The organism is Pseudomonas sp. BF-RE-25 (assembly GCF_019956105.1).
Taxonomy (GTDB): domain Bacteria; phylum Pseudomonadota; class Gammaproteobacteria; order Pseudomonadales; family Pseudomonadaceae; genus Aquipseudomonas; species Aquipseudomonas migulae.
Map to the genome: position 1 here is coordinate 41,879 of NZ_JAHBDB010000003.1, position 15,083 is coordinate 56,961.

General features: G+C 60.3%; 16 protein-coding genes. 3 read left to right on the forward strand and 13 right to left on the reverse strand.

From position 1 onward, the window contains the following. Positions 1-128: 128 nt before the first annotated feature. The 3 genes from cysN to KGB24_RS01495 all read right to left on the reverse strand — a co-directional run bounded on the left by cysN (position 129) and on the right by KGB24_RS01495 (position 3,963). Positions 129-2,027: a sulfate adenylyltransferase subunit CysN gene (gene cysN, locus KGB24_RS01485; protein WP_223415026.1), complete on the reverse strand. Its 1,899-nt coding sequence runs from the start codon at positions 2,025-2,027 to the stop codon at positions 129-131. 9 nt (positions 2,028-2,036) lie between these two features. Next, positions 2,037-2,954 (reverse strand): sulfate adenylyltransferase subunit CysD, encoded by a 918-nt coding sequence (cysD, locus tag KGB24_RS01490; RefSeq protein ID WP_008026947.1) that lies wholly within the window; start codon positions 2,952-2,954, stop codon positions 2,037-2,039. Between the two features lie 250 nt (positions 2,955-3,204). Beyond that, complete coding sequence (locus KGB24_RS01495; protein WP_008037366.1) at positions 3,205-3,963, reverse strand: Nif3-like dinuclear metal center hexameric protein; 759 nt, start codon at positions 3,961-3,963, stop codon at positions 3,205-3,207. A gap of 102 nt (positions 3,964-4,065) precedes the next feature. On the opposite strand from KGB24_RS01495, the gene algW reads away from it, so the two are divergent. Continuing rightward, on the forward strand, positions 4,066-5,226 hold the full coding sequence (algW, locus tag KGB24_RS01500; protein WP_008026944.1) for a Do family serine endopeptidase AlgW: 1,161 nt from the start codon (positions 4,066-4,068) through the stop codon (positions 5,224-5,226). 123 nt (positions 5,227-5,349) lie between these two features. Here the strand turns inward: algW and hisC are convergent, their stop codons facing one another. The 10 genes from hisC to KGB24_RS01550 form a co-directional block, all read right to left on the reverse strand. Then, a complete protein-coding gene (gene hisC, locus KGB24_RS01505; protein WP_223415024.1) occupies positions 5,350-6,402 on the reverse strand; it encodes a histidinol-phosphate transaminase in 1,053 nt (350 codons plus the stop codon). 1 nt (position 6,403) lies between these two features. Beyond that, a complete protein-coding gene (gene hisD / locus KGB24_RS01510; RefSeq protein ID WP_008026941.1) occupies positions 6,404-7,729 on the reverse strand; it encodes a histidinol dehydrogenase in 1,326 nt (441 codons plus the stop codon). Between the two features lie 125 nt (positions 7,730-7,854). Continuing rightward, positions 7,855-8,490, reverse strand: coding sequence for an ATP phosphoribosyltransferase (gene hisG / locus KGB24_RS01515; RefSeq protein WP_008026940.1), 636 nt, complete (start codon positions 8,488-8,490; stop codon positions 7,855-7,857). 127 nt (positions 8,491-8,617) lie between these two features. After that, positions 8,618-9,883 carry a UDP-N-acetylglucosamine 1-carboxyvinyltransferase gene (gene murA / locus KGB24_RS01520; RefSeq protein ID WP_008026938.1) on the reverse strand — a complete coding sequence of 422 codons (1,266 nt, stop codon included), beginning with the start codon at positions 9,881-9,883 and terminating at the stop codon, positions 8,618-8,620. 22 nt (positions 9,884-9,905) lie between these two features. Then, a complete protein-coding gene (locus KGB24_RS01525; RefSeq protein WP_007901566.1) occupies positions 9,906-10,145 on the reverse strand; it encodes a BolA family protein in 240 nt (79 codons plus the stop codon). A 113-nt stretch (positions 10,146-10,258) separates the two neighbouring features. Continuing rightward, positions 10,259-10,564, reverse strand: a complete 306-nt coding sequence (locus tag KGB24_RS01530; RefSeq protein ID WP_008026936.1) for a lipid asymmetry maintenance protein MlaB — start codon at positions 10,562-10,564, stop codon at positions 10,259-10,261. Continuing rightward, positions 10,561-11,217 (reverse strand): phospholipid-binding protein MlaC, encoded by a 657-nt coding sequence (locus KGB24_RS01535; RefSeq protein WP_008026933.1) that lies wholly within the window; start codon positions 11,215-11,217, stop codon positions 10,561-10,563. The genes KGB24_RS01530 and KGB24_RS01535 overlap by 4 nt, the downstream gene beginning before the upstream one ends. A gap of 11 nt (positions 11,218-11,228) precedes the next feature. Beyond that, positions 11,229-11,696: an outer membrane lipid asymmetry maintenance protein MlaD gene (mlaD, locus tag KGB24_RS01540; RefSeq protein ID WP_008026930.1), complete on the reverse strand. Its 468-nt coding sequence runs from the start codon at positions 11,694-11,696 to the stop codon at positions 11,229-11,231. Continuing rightward, the gene (gene mlaE, locus KGB24_RS01545) at positions 11,696-12,493 is read right to left on the reverse strand and encodes a lipid asymmetry maintenance ABC transporter permease subunit MlaE (RefSeq protein WP_008026928.1); all 798 of its coding nucleotides are present in this window, start codon (positions 12,491-12,493) and stop codon (positions 11,696-11,698) included. Before mlaE ends, mlaD begins: the two co-directional genes overlap by 1 nt. After that, positions 12,493-13,302 carry an ATP-binding cassette domain-containing protein gene (locus tag KGB24_RS01550; RefSeq protein ID WP_008026926.1) on the reverse strand — a complete coding sequence of 270 codons (810 nt, stop codon included), beginning with the start codon at positions 13,300-13,302 and terminating at the stop codon, positions 12,493-12,495. The genes mlaE and KGB24_RS01550 overlap by 1 nt, the downstream gene beginning before the upstream one ends. Before the next feature lie 276 nt (positions 13,303-13,578). Here KGB24_RS01550 and KGB24_RS01555 point away from each other — a divergent pair, with 276 nt between their 5' ends. Together KGB24_RS01555 and KGB24_RS01560 are read left to right on the forward strand one after the other, a co-directional pair. Continuing rightward, complete coding sequence (locus tag KGB24_RS01555) at positions 13,579-14,553, forward strand: KpsF/GutQ family sugar-phosphate isomerase (protein ID WP_008026924.1); 975 nt, start codon at positions 13,579-13,581, stop codon at positions 14,551-14,553. Next, positions 14,553-15,077 carry a KdsC family phosphatase gene (locus KGB24_RS01560; RefSeq protein ID WP_008026922.1) on the forward strand — a complete coding sequence of 175 codons (525 nt, stop codon included), beginning with the start codon at positions 14,553-14,555 and terminating at the stop codon, positions 15,075-15,077. Before KGB24_RS01555 ends, KGB24_RS01560 begins: the two co-directional genes overlap by 1 nt. Positions 15,078-15,083: the final 6 nt, after the last annotated feature.

Consider the following 15,083-nt stretch of genomic DNA (forward strand, 5'->3'; position numbering starts at 1 on the left):
CTCCCACAGTTGATCTTCAGTGAACACTGGCCTTGTGGGAGCGAGCCTGCTCGCGATGGCGGTTTCAGGGATACAAAAAAACCCGCCGATGATCACTCATCGGCGGGTTTTTCATTAGCGGCTAACGCTTAGATCGCGCCATGCTTGCGCAGCAGATCCAGCACTTGCTTGACGCTTTCTTCCAGCGACAGCGACTGGGTGTCGACCACGAGGTCGGCGTCCAGCGGCACGTCGTACGGGAAGGAATCGCCCGGAATGTTATCCCCGGCCGCTGCGTACAAGCCTTGCGGATCACGCTCGGCACAGACCGTAGGCGAGGCCTGGACGTAGACCGTCAGCAGACGCTCCTTGCCGATCAGGTCCTTGGCCTGCTCACGCCCTTCTGCACTCGGCGCAACGAAGGCAGCGAGGGTCAGCAGACCGGCTTCGTTGAACTGACGCGCAACGTGCGCGGCACGACGCCAGTTCTCGGTGCGTCCGGCGCGATCCTGTGGCAGACCTTTATTCAGGTCGTGACGCAGGTTCTGGCCATCGAGCACAAACACCGCACGGCCAAGGTCGAACAACTTGCGTTCAACGGCGTAAGCCAGGGTGCTTTTGCCCGCGCCCGACAAACCGCTGAACAACACGGTGGCCGGCTGTTGGCCGAAACGCTGAGCGCGTTCTTCGGTGGCAACGTGCGCCAGTTTGCCGTGGTGCGTGCTGCTGCCATGCGCCAACGGCTGAGCGATGATCATGCCGGCGGCGACGGTGCCGTTGGTCAAACGGTCGATGACGATGAACGAACCGGTGGTGCGGTTGCTCGCGTAACCGTCCAGCGCGATGGCGGCGTCGAGGCTGATCTTGACGCGACCGATCTCGTTCAACTGCAACGCGCTGGCAGGACCTTCTTCCAGGGTGTTCACGTCAACGCGGTTGACGATGCTGGTAATCGAACCCGGCACGTACGTCGTGGCGCGCTTGATGTCGTACTTCTTGCCCGGCAGCATCGGCTCTTCGGCCATCCACACCAGCATGGCGTCGAAGGCGTCAGTCACTTGCGGCAGGTTGTCGGCGTGCACCAGCAAGTCGCCGCGAGAGATATCGATCTCGTCTTCCATGGTCAGCGTCACTGCTTGACCAGGACCGGCATGCTCCAGCTCACCTTCGAAGGTGACGATGGATTTCACGCGGCTGCTCTTGCCCGACGGCAGCACAACGACTTCATCGCCCTTGTGCACGATGCCGCTGGCCAGGGTGCCGGCGAAACCACGGAAGTTCAGGTTCGGACGGTTGACGTACTGCACCGGGAAACGCAGGTCGGTGTAGTTGCGGTCGCTGGCGATTTCGACGGTTTCGAGAATTTCCATCAGCGACTGGCCGGTGTACCACGGCGAGCGCTCGGACTTGTTCACCACGTTGTCGCCCTTCAGCGCCGACATCGGCACGAAGGCCATGGTGGTCGGCTTGAACGCGATGCCTTCGGCGAACTTCAGGTAATCGGCCTTGATCGACTCGAACACGCTTTCGTCGAAGCCATTGAGGTCCATCTTGTTGATGGCGACCACGATGTGCTTGATGCCCAGCAACGAGGCGATGAAGCTGTGGCGACGGGTCTGGGTCTGCACGCCGTAGCGCGCGTCGACCAGGATGATCGCCAGGTCACAGGTGGATGCACCGGTGGCCATGTTGCGGGTGTACTGCTCATGGCCAGGGGTGTCGGCGATGATGAATTTGCGCTTGGCGGTGGAGAAGTAGCGGTAAGCGACATCGATGGTGATGCCCTGCTCACGCTCGGCCTGCAGGCCGTCGACCAGCAATGCCAGGTCGATGTCTTCGCCGGTGGTGCCGACTTTTTTCGAGTCGCGGGTAATGGCTTCCAGGTGATCTTCGTAGATCATCTTGGAGTCGTGTAGCAGGCGCCCGATCAGGGTGCTCTTGCCGTCGTCGACGTTGCCACAGGTCAGAAAGCGCAGCATTTCCTTGCGTTCGTGCTGGCCCAGGTAGGCGAGGATGTCCTCGCTGATCAAATCAGATGCGTGCGACATGACAACCCCTTAGAAATAACCCTGACGTTTCTTTTCTTCCATCGAGCCTGCGCCATCGTGATCGATGACCCGGCCCTGGCGTTCGGAAGTTCGCGTCAGGAGCATTTCCTGAATGATGTCGGTCAGGCTGGTGGCCTCGGACTCGACCGCACCGGTCAGCGGGTAGTCACCCAGTGTACGGAAACGGACTTTCTTCTTGACGATGCGCGCCTTGTCTTCGTCGCTCAGGTGATTGAGCAGGCGTTCGTCGTCGATCATGATCCAGGTGCCATTCATCTCGATGACGTCGCGTTCGGCGGCGAAATACAGCGGCACAATCGGGATGCCTTCGAGGTAGATGTACTGCCAGATGTCCAGTTCGGTCCAGTTCGACAATGGGAAAACGCGGATCGATTCGCCCTTGTTGACGTTGCCGTTGTAGACGTTCCACAGCTCTGGACGCTGGTTTTTCGGGTCCCAGCGGTGCTTGGTGTCGCGGAAGGAATACACGCGCTCTTTGGCGCGGGACTTCTCTTCGTCGCGGCGAGCGCCACCGAAAGCGGCGTCGAAACCGTACTTGTCGAGCGCCTGTTTCAGGCCCTCGGTTTTCATGATGTCGGTATGCTTGGCGCTACCGTGGGTCAGCGGGTTGATGCCCTGGGCCACGCCATCAGGGTTCACGTGCACCAGCAGGTCCAGGCCGAGTTCTTCGACCATGCGGTCGCGGAATTCGTACATTTCCTTGAACTTCCACCGGGTGTCGACGTGCATCACCGGGAACGGCAATTTGCCCGGGAAGAATGCCTTGCGCGCAAGGTGCAGCATCACGGCGGAATCTTTACCGACGGAGTACAGCATCACCGGGTTATCGAACTCGGCGGCGACCTCGCGGATGATGTGGATGCTTTCGGCCTCCAGCTGTTTCAGATGCGTCAGTTTGTCGACCATGGCTACTCACGAAAACGATCTTATGGACGGCCAGCGGGCCGTGTTCGAGCGGGGAATCCTAGCACAGCGACCTCTTCTAATCAGGACGCGAGCTAGATCGAAAGGGTATATGAATATACCCCCTCGTTTGGGCAACACGGACATTGTGGGAGCGGGCTTGCTCGCGAAAGCGGTGTGCCTGTCGATGTTAATGTTGAATGTCAGTACGCCTTCGCGAGCAAGCCCGCTCCCACATTTGATAAGCGGTGATTCAGATGGGATTCGGGCAATCGATGAAGATGTGCTCCAGCGCAAACCGTCGCGCCAGGTAATCCCCCAGCGCCTGCACACCATAACGCTCGGTGGCGTGGTGACCGGCGGCGATGAAACTGATGTCGTTTTCCCGGGCGCTGTGGAAGGTTTGCTCGGACGCCTCGCCGCTGAGGTACAGATCGACGCCCGCCAAGACCGCCTGATCGATATACCCCTGGCCGCCACCGGTGCACCAGCCGACCCGACGAATCATCTCGCTGCCTTCAATCAGCAACGGCTCGCGGCCCATGACTTCCTGCACGCGGCGAGCGAAATCACGCGGCGTCACCGGTTCGTTCAACGAGCCGACCAGACCGACAATCTTCAGGTTATCCGGATCCAACGGCCCTTCGACGGTGATGTCCAACTGACGGGCGAGCTGCACGTTGTTACCGACTTCCGGGTGCAGGTCCAGCGGCAAGTGATAGGACAGCAGGCTGATGTCGTGCTTGAGCAGGGTTTTCAACCGACGCTGCTTCATGCCGGTGATGCACGGGTTCTCGCCCTTCCAGAAGTAACCGTGATGCACCAGCACCAGATCGGCCTGCGCTTCGACGGCGGCATCCAGCAACGCCTGACTGGCCGTGACGCCACTGACGATGCGCATCACCTGCGGCCGGCCTTCGACCTGTAACCCGTTGGGGCAATAATCGGCAATCTTTGCACTGTTCAGATAACGGTCGGCTTCTTCGACCAGGGTGCTCAGGGCGACGGCCATAAAAGACTCCTAAATATCCCGTTCAGAGGCACGCGCGGCCTCGTATAATGCGCAACATTATGGGCGGTCTCTAACCGCCTGCAACCTCTCAGGACGTGCTTAATGCTCAAGGCGCTGCGTTTTTCCGGCTGGCCGCTGTTGGCCGGCGTGCTTATCGCTCTATTGATCATCCAGCGTTACCCGCAGTGGGTCGGGCTTCCAAGCCTCGACGTCAACCTGCAGCAAGCCCCGCAAACCACCACCATGCAGCAAGGTCCGGTGTCCTATGCCGACGCAGTCACCACCGCTGCGCCGTCGGTGGTGAACCTGTACACCACCAAAGTCATCAACAAGCCGAACCATCCGCTGTTCGAAGACCCGCAGTTCCGCCGCTTCTTCGGCGACAACGCGCCCAAGCAGAAACGCATGGAATCGAGCCTCGGCTCCGGCGTGATCATGAGCCCGGAAGGCTACCTGCTGACCAACAACCACGTGACCAGCGGTGCCGACCAGATTGTCGTCGCGCTGAAGGACGGGCGTGAAACCCTGGCCCGCGTCATCGGCAGCGACCCGGAAACCGACCTCGCGGTCCTGAAGATCGATCTGAAAAACCTGCCGTCGATCACCGTCGGCCGCTCCGACAACATCCGCATCGGCGACGTCGCGCTGGCCATCGGCAACCCGTTCGGCGTCGGCCAGACCGTGACCATGGGCATCATCAGCGCCACCGGCCGTAACCAGCTGGGCCTGAACAACTACGAAGATTTCATCCAGACCGACGCCGCGATCAACCCCGGCAACTCCGGCGGTGCGCTGGTGGATGCCAATGGCAACCTGACCGGGATCAACACGGCGATCTTCTCCAAGTCCGGCGGTTCGCAAGGCATCGGTTTCGCGATCCCGGTCAAACTGGCGATGGAAGTGATGAAGTCGATCATCGAACACGGCCAGGTGATTCGCGGCTGGCTCGGTATCGAAGTGCAGCCGTTGAGCCAGGAACTGGCGGAGTCGTATGGTCTGTCGGGACGTCCGGGCATTGTGGTCGCGGGGATTTTCCGTGACGGCCCGGCGCAGAAGGCCGGCCTGCAATTGGGTGATGTGATTCTCACCATCGACGGCGAACCGGCCGGTGATGGTCGCCGCTCGATGAACCAGGTCGCGCGGATCAAACCAACCGACAAAGTCACGGTTCAGGTGATGCGCAACGGCAAGGAACTGAAGCTCACCGCAGAAATCGGCTTGCGCCCGCCACCGGCGCCGGTCAAAGAGAAAGAAGAACAGTAAACCGCAACACAAAACCACTGTGGGAGCGGGCTTGCTCGCGAAAGCGGTTCATCAGCCAACATCTCTGCTGAATGGAAAACCGTATTCGCGAGCAAGCCCGCTCCCACAGGATTGGTGGATGTTTCAGAGCTCGCCGAGGCCGTCGATCAGTGCCTGATTCTGTTCAGGCGTGCCAATCGAAATCCGCAGGAACTGCGCAATGCGCTCCTGCTTGAAGTGCCGGACGATCACGCCTTGCTCGCGCAACTTCGCTGCCAGCCCCGCCGCATCGTGTTGCGGATGCCGGGCGAAGATGAAGTTCGCCGCTGACGGCAGCACTTCAAAGCCCTTGGCTTGCAGTTGCGCAACGACCTTCTCGCGATTCTCGATCACCAACCCGCAGGTCTTGTCGAAGTACTCGCGGTCTTCGAACGCGGCGGCTGCGCCGACGTTCGCCAGGCGATCCAGCGGATAAGAGTTGAAGCTGTTCTTGATCCGCTCCAGCGCCTCGATCAGGTCCGGATGCCCCACCGCCAGACCGACCCGCAGGCCGGCCAGCGAACGGGACTTGGACAACGTCTGGGTGACCAGCAAATTCGGATAACGGTCCACCAGACTGATCGCCGTCTCGCCACCGAAGTCGATGTAAGCCTCATCCACCACGACCACCGAACCCGGGCTGGCCTTGAGGATCTGCTCAACCGCGTCCAGCGCCAACAGGCAACCGGTCGGCGCGTTCGGGTTCGGGAAGATGATCCCGCCGTTCGGTTTGGCGTAATCCGCCGGGTTGATCTGGAACTGTTCGTCCAGCGGCACCGCGTCGAACGTGATGCCATACAACCCGCAGTAGACCGGGTAGAAGCTGTAGCTGATGTCCGGGAACAGCACCGGCTGATCGTGTTGCAGCAAACCGTGAAAGATGTGCGCCAGGACTTCATCGGAACCGTTGCCGAGGAACACCTGATTGCTTTGCACGCCGTAGTACTTGGCGACAGCGTTCTTCAACAAGTCGCTGTTCGGATCCGGGTACAAACGCAGGTCGTCGTTGAGCTCGGTCTGCATCGCCGCCAGGGCTTTTGGCGATGGGCCGTACGGGTTTTCGTTGGTGTTGAGCTTCACCAGTTTCGCCAGTTTCGGCTGCTCGCCCGGCACGTAAGGCACCAGGTTCTTGACGAACGGGCTCCAGAATTTACTCATCTCAGTTCCCCTGCTTATCGTCGATGATGCGGTATTCGGCGCTGCGGGCGTGGGCGGTCAGCGACTCGCCACGGGCCAGCACGGAAGCGGTCTTGCCCAGTTCCGACGCACCCTGCTCGGAGCAGAAGATGATCGACGAGCGTTTCTGGAAGTCGTACACGCCCAGCGGCGACGAGAAACGAGCAGTGCCGGAGGTCGGCAGCACGTGGTTCGGGCCGGCGCAGTAGTCGCCCAAGGCTTCGGAGGTGTGACGGCCCATGAAGATTGCGCCGGCGTGACGGATCTGCGGCAACCACGCTTGTGGATCGGCGACCGACAACTCCAGGTGCTCCGGCGCAATGCGGTTGGCCACTTCGATGGCTTGTTCCATATCGCGAACCTGGATCAGCGCCCCACGGCCATTGATCGAGGTTTCGATGATCTCGGCGCGCTCCATGGTCGGCAGCAGTTTGGCGATGCTGGCGGCGACCTTGTCGAGGAACCCGGCGTCCGGGCTGACCAGAATCGCCTGGGCGTCTTCGTCGTGCTCGGCCTGGGAGAACAGGTCCATGGCGATCCAGTCCGGATCGGTCTGGCCGTCGCACACAACGAGGATTTCCGACGGGCCGGCGATCATGTCGATGCCGACCTGGCCGAACACGTGACGCTTGGCGGTGGCGACATAGATGTTGCCCGGGCCGACCACCTTGTCGACCTTCGGCACGCTTTCGGTGCCATAAGCCAACGCGGCAACGGCTTGCGCACCGCCAATAGTGAAGACACGATCGACGCCAGCGATGCACGCTGCGGCCAATACCAGCTCGTTGATTTCACCACGTGGGGTCGGCACCACCATGACCACTTCGGTCACGCCCGCCACTTTGGCCGGGATCGCATTCATCAGTACGGACGACGGGTACGACGCTTTGCCGCCCGGGACATAAAGACCGGCGCGATCCAGCGGCGTGACCTTCTGGCCCAGCACGGTGCCATCGGCCTCGGTGTAGCTCCAGGAATCCTGTTTCTGCTTTTCGTGGTAGCTGCGCACGCGGGCCGCGGCTTTTTCCAGCGCTTCACGTTGCGGCACGGTGATGCGGGTCAGCGCCAGTTCCAGGCGCTCGCGCGGCAGGATCAGGTCGGCCATCGAGGCGACTTCCAGGCCGTCGAACTTCTGGGTGAATTCCACCAGCGCCGCATCACCACGCTCGCGCACGGCTTTGATGATGTCCAGCACCCGCTGATTGACCGAGTCGTCAGACACACTTTCCCAGCTCAGCAGATGATCCAGATGATGTGCGAAATCCGGGTCAGCAGCGTTGAGTCGGCGAATTGCAGTCGGTGCGGTCATAGCGAGAGCCTCATAGGAATGGCAAAAACTCAGGCGCCCTAACTTAGCAGTCGTTTCCGCTTGGGCACCTGAGATTCTGGCTATGAGGCGGATAGACGGGCGCGACTCAAGGTCGCACAGGTGAATCAGCCGCGGTGTCGAGACTCCACTGCCTTGCGCAGGGTGTCGATCAACGCCTGGATACGGGCGTGCTGCATTTTCATCGAAGCTTTGTTGACGATCAGCCGGGAGCTGATGTCGGCAATGAAATCCTGGGGTTCCAGGCCATTGGCGCGCAGGGTGTTGCCGGTGTCGACCACGTCGATGATCTTGTCCGCCAGACCGATCAGCGGCGCCAGTTCCATCGAGCCGTACAGCTTGATGATGTCGACCTGACGGCCCTGCTCGGCGTAGTAACGCTTGGCAACGTTGACGAACTTGGTCGCCACCCGCAAACGGCCCTTGGGCTCGACGTCACCGACTCGGCCAGCGGTCATCAGCTTGCAGAGGGCAATACGCAGGTCCAGTGGCTCGTACAAGCCCTGGCCGCCATATTCCATCAACACATCTTTACCGGCGACGCCCAGGTCAGCGGCACCATGCTCGACATAGGTCGGCACATCGGTGGCGCGCACGATCAGCAGGCGTACATCTTCCTGGGTCGTGGGGATGATCAGCTTGCGGCTCTTGTCCGGATTCTCGGTCGGCACGATGCCCGCTTCAGCCAGAAGCGGCAGGGTGTCGTCAAGGATGCGGCCCTTGGACAGTGCGATGGTCAACATGGGAAACGTCAGTCCTTATCAAGGTACGTGCCCGGTCACAAACGGCGCCGGACACACATCGAGGGTGAAGTACCCTCGACTTGAAACGAATTCAACGGGCACATCCTTATGCCCATGTAGCAAAAAACTAGCCCGGTACGCGGCGGATCTTGGCGCCGAGCATCTGCAGTTTCTCTTCGATGCACTCGTAACCACGGTCGATGTGGTAGATGCGGTCGATCAGGGTGTCACCTTCAGCGATCAGCGCCGAGATCACCAGGCTGGCCGAAGCACGCAGGTCGGTGGCCATCACTGGCGCGCCTTTCAGCTTCTCGGTACCGGTGACAATGGCGGTGTTGCCTTCGACCTGGATCTTGGCGCCCATGCGGTGCAGTTCGTAAACGTGCATGAAGCGGTTTTCGAAGATCGTCTCGATCACGGCACCGGTGCCTTCGGCAATGGCGTTGAGCGAGATGAACTGCGCCTGCATGTCAGTCGGGAACGCCGGGTATGGAGCGGTGCGCACGTTGACGGCTTTTGGCCGCTTGCCGTGCATGTTCAGCTCGATCCAGTCTTCGCCGCAGTTGATTTCGGCACCCGACTCACGGAGTTTTTCCAGGACGGCTTCGAGGATGGTCGGATCGGTGTCCTTGACCTTCACACGACCGCCGGTCACGGCGGCGGCAACCAGGTAGGTACCGGTTTCGATACGGTCCGGCATCACTTTGTAAGTGGTGGTGTGCAGACGCTCGACGCCATCGATGGTGATGGTGTCGGTGCCGGCGCCAGAGATCTTGGCGCCCATGGCGATCAAGAAGTTCGCCAGGTCGACCACTTCAGGCTCACGCGCGGCGTTGGCCAGCACGCTGCGGCCCTTGGCCAGGGCAGCGGCCATCATGATGTTTTCGGTACCGGTCACACTGACGGTGTCGAAGAAGAAGTGCGCGCCACGCAGGCCGCCTTCAGGCGCCTTGGCCTTGATGTAGCCGCCTTCGACATCGATGACCGCGCCCATGGCTTCAAGACCACGGATGTGCAGGTCCACCGGACGCGAACCGATGGCGCAACCGCCAGGCAGTGCGACTTCGGCTTCACCGAAACGGGCAACCATCGGGCCCAGTACCAGGATCGACGCACGCATGGTTTTCACCAGTTCGTACGGAGCGATCAGGGTCTTGATGGTGCGCGGGTCGATTTCGACGCTGAGTTTCTCGTCGATCACCGGCTCGATGCCCATGCGACCGAACAGCTCGATCATGGTGGTGATGTCGTGCAGGTGCGGCAGGTTGGCAACGGTAACCGGGCCATCGCACAGCAAAGTTGCAGCCAGGATCGGCAGGGCAGAGTTCTTTGCCCCGGAAATGCGGATCTCGCCATCAAGACGAGCGCCACCGGTAATAATCAATTTATCCATAAGAATCTCGACGCCCTTGGGCTCAGGTGCGCTCGGCCCAGGCCGCGCTGCTGAAAAATTTCATAGTGACCGCATGGATGCTGCCATCGGTGATCCATGGGTTCAAATGGGCATAGACCTGCTGCTGACGCTTCACCGGGCTCAACGCCGCCAGTTCATCGCTAATCACATTCAGCTGGAAATTGCAGCCTTCGCCTTCAACTTCCACCTTGGTGTTCGGCAGCTTTCCTTCAAGGAAGCTCTTCACTTCTACGGCCTGCATGCTCAACCTCAATCGGCGCCCTGTGCGCGCGGGTCGGACATCATACAAAAAAGCCCCGCGCCTGCGAACCCCGCGAAGCAGGACTCTGACGGGGGGCTTCTCTGTCGATGCGGTTAGGGATGCGCCAACAGCTCGGTCATTTCGCTGACCTGAGCGATTTCGCGCATGTCTTCGGGCATCGCGCGGATGCTCAGCGACTTGCCGGCCTCGTGCGCATCCCGCATGAAACACAGCAGCAACGACAAGCCGACGCTGCTGGATTTCAACACCGCCGAGCAGTCCACCACCAATGCAGTGGCCTTGCTGGCCTTGATCAGCGCCTGGCCCTGCTTGCGCAGGCCCGGACCGGTCAGGTAGTCCAGCATGCCGCTGAGCATCAGTTCACCGGATTCGTTCATGCGAATGGCCGATACACTCATTGGGCTTGCTGCTCGGTGGATTGCTTCTGGCTGGCTTCCTTGGCCTTGGCGACTTCACCGGCCCAACCATTGATGGTCTTGTCCAGGTCGTTGCCATTGCGCTGCATCGCATCGGCGAATTGGTCGCGGAACAGCTTGCCGATGTTGATGCCGTTGATGATCACGTTACGCAGCTTCCACTCGCCGTTGATCTTCTCGAGCGTGTAGGACACAGGATAGATCGCGCCGTTGCTGCCTTTGACCGTCATGCCAACGCTGGTGCGGTCTCCCGACTCATCCTTGGCAGGGTCGACGACGATGCCCTGGTTGTTGTACTCGAGCAAGGCGTTGCCATAGAACTGGAACAGGCCTTTCTTGAAGTTTTCTTCAAAGGTCTTCATTTGCGCCGGCGTGGCCTTGCGCGAATATTTGACCGTCATGATGCTCTTGGAAATGCCCTCGGCATCTACCACAGGCCCGACGATGGTGTTCAGCGCCGTGTAAAAGTCCTGCGGGTCCTGCTTGTATTTCTCTTTGTTGGCCGACAGATCCGCCAGCAACCGGGTCGTGGTGTCTTGTACCAGTTCGTGCGCGGAAGGCGCCGCCACGGCGTTAGCCATCAACGGCAGGGCCGCGAGTAATACCAACAGGCCACGTCGCAAGGTAGAGATCATTCAAAAGCTCCTCATTTGGCGTCTTTGCTAACGGTATTGAGCAGGAATTTACCGATCAGGTCCTCGAGCACCAGCGACGACTGGGTGTCATGGATGGTTCCACCATCCTTGAGCAGGGCTTCTTCGCCGCCCACGCTGATACCGATGTACTTCTCGCCCAACAGGCCAGCAGTCAGGATAGATGCAGTGGAGTCATTCGGCAGGTTATCTACGCGCTTTTCCAGCTGCATCGTCACTCGACCGGTGAAACTGTCGCGGTCCAGATCGATCGCCGTGACCTTGCCGATGGTCACACCGGCCATGGTCACTTTAGCTCTGACTGTCAAACCGGCGATATTGTCGAAATACGCATAAAGTTTATAAGTATCGTTGGTTGCGCTCGGGGACAGGCCACTCACCCGCAACGCCAGCAACAGCAAAGCCAGGATGCCAGCCAGCAAGAAAAGGCCGACACCGATTTCCAGGGTGCGGTTTTGCATCAGAAATCTCCAAACATCAAGGCGGTCAGAATAAAGTCCAGGCCGAGTACCGCCAACGAGGCGTACACAACGGTCTTGGTAGTGGCACGACTGATCCCCTCGGATGTGGGCTCGCAGTCATAGCCTTGGAATACGGCGATCCAGGTCACGACAAAAGCGAAGACAATGCTTTTGATGATGCCGTTCAGCACATCGTCGGCAAAGGTCACGCTGTTTTGCATGTTCGACCAGTAGGAACCTTCATAGACACCCAGCCAGTCGACGGCCACCCACGAACCGCCCCAGATACCCACCACGCTGAAAATCATCGCCAGCACCGGCAGGGAAATGAAGCCGGCCCACAGGCGCGGGGCAATGATGTACTTGAGCGGGTCGACACCAATCATTTCCAGACTGGACAACTGCTCGGTGGACTTCATGTTGCCGATTTCAGCCGTCAGGGCCGAACCGGCGCGCCCGGCGAACAACAACGCCGTGACCACGGGGCCCAGTTCACGCAGCAACGTCAGCGCAACCATCTGCCCGACCGCCTGCTCCGAACCATAGCTGGACAGGATGTTGAACCCCTGCAGTGCCAGCACCATGCCGATGAACACCCCGGAGACCACGATGATCACCAGGGACATCACGCCCACCGAATGCAATTGCTTGATGAGCAGCCCGAACCCGCCGCCGATACCGCCACGGCCGAGCAAGGCATGAAACAGGAAGATCGTCGAACGACCGAACACCGCCAGCACATCGATGCCGGAGTGGCCGAACCGGCGCACGCGCTCCAATAGTGAAATCTTGCGCATCAACGCTTCCCCAGAAGATCTGCGCGGTAATCCGTCGCTGGAAAGTGGTACGCCACCGGGCCGTCGGGTTCACCGGTCATGAATTGGCGAATTCGCGGCTCCTGCGAGTTCATCAGTTCCTCAGGCGTGCCCTGCCCCAACACCTGGCCTTCGCCGACCACATAGATGTAGTCGGCGATGCTCGCCGTCTCGGCCAGATCGTGGGAGACCACGATGCTGGTGATGCCCAGCGCGTCGTTGAGCAGGCGGATCAGGCGCACCAGGACGCCCATGGCGATCGGGTCCTGACCGACGAAGGGTTCGTCATACATGAGAATCTGCGGATCGAGAGCAATTGCCCGGGCCAGCGCCACACGACGCTTCATGCCGCCGGACAGCTCCTCGGGCATCAGGTCGATGGCGCCACGCAGGCCCACCGCCTGCAATTTGAGCAGGACGATGTCCCGGATCATTTCTTCCGGAAGCTCGGTATGAACGCGAAGCGGAAAGGCGACATTCTCGAACACATCGAGATCGGTAAACAGTGCGCCGCTCTGAAACAGCACGCCCATGTGCTTGCGCGCGTCGAACAAATCGCTGCGCGACAGCTTCGGCAGGTTTTGACCGTTGACCCAGACTTCGCCCTTGGTGGGACGCAGCTGTGCGCCCATCAAACGCAGCAATGTGGTCTTGCCACACCCGGAAGGTCCCATGATGCCGGTGACCTTGCCGCGTGGAATACGGATATCGACGTTATTGAAAATGCTGCGCGAACCGCGCTTGAAGGTCAGTCCCTTCAGCTCGACCGCGTAGGCGTTATCGGCACTCATCTAAACTCCTTGCGATGCAGCCTCTCACTCGGACGCCTGACTTTCTGACGAAAGCACATACCTCCCGGGCAGGCCGAACTGGCGGCGAACTATATCACTGCAAAGGCCAAGCGCCCAAGCGCCAAGCCGGGCCATGTTCAGCAACATGACAGGCAAAAAGCTTTCACTCGGAGGGTTTCGGTAACAGGGAATGACAAAGCGCGACGAACTTGCGTGAGGGTTTCGATCATTACCGCTATAATCGCCGCCTTTTCATCAGGCTATACGATTTCTGACATGAGCCAATCCAGCGACCTGATTCAATCAGCACAACGCACCATCCGCCTCGAACTGGAAGCCGTAGAAGGCTTACTACCCCACATCGACGCAGATTTCGTACGCGCTTGCGAGATGATTCTGGCCAGCAAAGGCCGCGTAGTCGTGGTCGGCATGGGCAAATCAGGGCACATCGGCAACAAGATCGCGGCCACCCTGGCCAGCACCGGCACCACCGCATTCTTCGTGCACCCGGCCGAAGCCAGTCACGGCGACATGGGCATGATTACCCGCGATGACATCATCCTGGCCCTGTCGAACTCCGGTTCCACCAACGAAATCGTGACCCTGCTGCCGCTGATCAAGCGCCTGGGCATCAAACTGATCAGCGTGACCGGCAACCCCGACTCACCGCTGGCCAAGGCCGCCGAGGTCAACCTCAACGTGCACGTCGAGCATGAAGCCTGCCCGCTGAACCTGGCGCCGACATCGTCGACCACCGCGGCGCTGGTCATGGGCGACGCCCTGGCCGTTGCGCTGCTGGAAGCCCGCGGCTTTACTGCTGAAGACTTCGCCTTTTCCCACCCTGGTGGCGCGCTGGGCCGACGCCTGCTGTTGAAAGTGGAAAACGTCATGCACGCCGGGCAGGAGCTGCCGCAAGTCCAGCGCGGCACCTTGCTCAAAGACGCGCTGATGGAAATGACCCGCAAGGGTCTGGGCATGACCGTGATCCTGGAAGCCGACGGCAAACTCGCCGGGATCTTCACCGACGGCGATTTGCGCCGCACCCTGGATCGCAGCATCGACATCCACAGCGCGACGATCGACCAGGTCATGACCGCCCACGGCAAGACCGCCCGCGCCGAGATGCTCGCGGCCGAGGCTCTGAAAATCATGGAAGACCATAAAATCAACGCGCTGGTCGTGGTCGATAGCGAAGACCGCCCGGTCGGCGCCTTGAACATGCACGATTTGCTGCGTGCGGGAGTAATGTAATGAGCACGGACCTGCTGCAACGCGGCAAAGAGATCAAACTGGCGGTATTCGACGTCGACGGCGTCCTGACCGACGGACGCCTGTACTTCCTTGAAGACGGCAGCGAATTCAAGACATTCAATACGCTCGACGGCCAGGGCATCAAGATGTTGATGGCAGCGGGCGTACAGACGGCTATCATCAGCGGCCGCAAGACCCCGGTGGTCGAGCGACGGGCGAAGAACCTCGGTATTCCCCACCTTTATCAGGGCCGTGAAGATAAACTGGTGGTGCTTGACGAGCTTCTCGCACAGCTCAATCTAAGCTATGAACAAGTCGCCTACCTCGGCGACGACCTGCCAGACCTGCCGGTGATCCGCCGCGTTGGCCTGGGCATGGCGGTGGCCAATGCCGCCAGCTTCGTGCGTGAACACGCCCACGGCATCACCCAGGCCCGTGGTGGCGAGGGTGCCGCTCGCGAATTCTGCGAATTGATCCTGCGCGCCCAGGGCCGCCTCGATGCGGCCAACGCCGCGTACCTGTGAGCCAAC

What these genes read in the sequence shown, in the direction of transcription:
- KGB24_RS01495 (WP_008037366.1), bottom strand. Translation starts at nt 3,963, where the DNA reads ATGGCCGTCGCCCTGAGCACCCTGGTCGAAGAAGCCGACCGTTATCTG.
- murA (WP_008026938.1), bottom strand. Translation starts at nt 9,883, where the DNA reads ATGGATAAATTGATTATTACCGGTGGCGCTCGTCTTGATGGCGAGATC.
- KGB24_RS01555 (WP_008026924.1), top strand. Translation starts at nt 13,579, where the DNA reads ATGAGCCAATCCAGCGACCTGATTCAATCAGCACAACGCACCATCCGC.
- cysD (WP_008026947.1), bottom strand. Translation starts at nt 2,954, where the DNA reads ATGGTCGACAAACTGACGCATCTGAAACAGCTGGAGGCCGAAAGCATC.
- KGB24_RS01560 (WP_008026922.1), top strand. Translation starts at nt 14,553, where the DNA reads ATGAGCACGGACCTGCTGCAACGCGGCAAAGAGATCAAACTGGCGGTA.
- hisG (WP_008026940.1), bottom strand. Translation starts at nt 8,490, where the DNA reads ATGTTGACCATCGCACTGTCCAAGGGCCGCATCCTTGACGACACCCTG.
- algW (WP_008026944.1), top strand. Translation starts at nt 4,066, where the DNA reads ATGCTCAAGGCGCTGCGTTTTTCCGGCTGGCCGCTGTTGGCCGGCGTG.
- KGB24_RS01525 (WP_007901566.1), bottom strand. Translation starts at nt 10,145, where the DNA reads ATGCAGGCCGTAGAAGTGAAGAGCTTCCTTGAAGGAAAGCTGCCGAAC.
- hisD (WP_008026941.1), bottom strand. Translation starts at nt 7,729, where the DNA reads ATGACCGCACCGACTGCAATTCGCCGACTCAACGCTGCTGACCCGGAT.
- mlaD (WP_008026930.1), bottom strand. Translation starts at nt 11,696, where the DNA reads ATGCAAAACCGCACCCTGGAAATCGGTGTCGGCCTTTTCTTGCTGGCT.
- cysN (WP_223415026.1), bottom strand. Translation starts at nt 2,027, where the DNA reads ATGTCGCACGCATCTGATTTGATCAGCGAGGACATCCTCGCCTACCTG.
- hisC (WP_223415024.1), bottom strand. Translation starts at nt 6,402, where the DNA reads ATGAGTAAATTCTGGAGCCCGTTCGTCAAGAACCTGGTGCCTTACGTG.
- KGB24_RS01530 (WP_008026936.1), bottom strand. Translation starts at nt 10,564, where the DNA reads ATGAGTGTATCGGCCATTCGCATGAACGAATCCGGTGAACTGATGCTC.
- KGB24_RS01550 (WP_008026926.1), bottom strand. Translation starts at nt 13,302, where the DNA reads ATGAGTGCCGATAACGCCTACGCGGTCGAGCTGAAGGGACTGACCTTC.
- mlaE (WP_008026928.1), bottom strand. Translation starts at nt 12,493, where the DNA reads ATGCGCAAGATTTCACTATTGGAGCGCGTGCGCCGGTTCGGCCACTCC.
- KGB24_RS01535 (WP_008026933.1), bottom strand. Translation starts at nt 11,217, where the DNA reads ATGATCTCTACCTTGCGACGTGGCCTGTTGGTATTACTCGCGGCCCTG.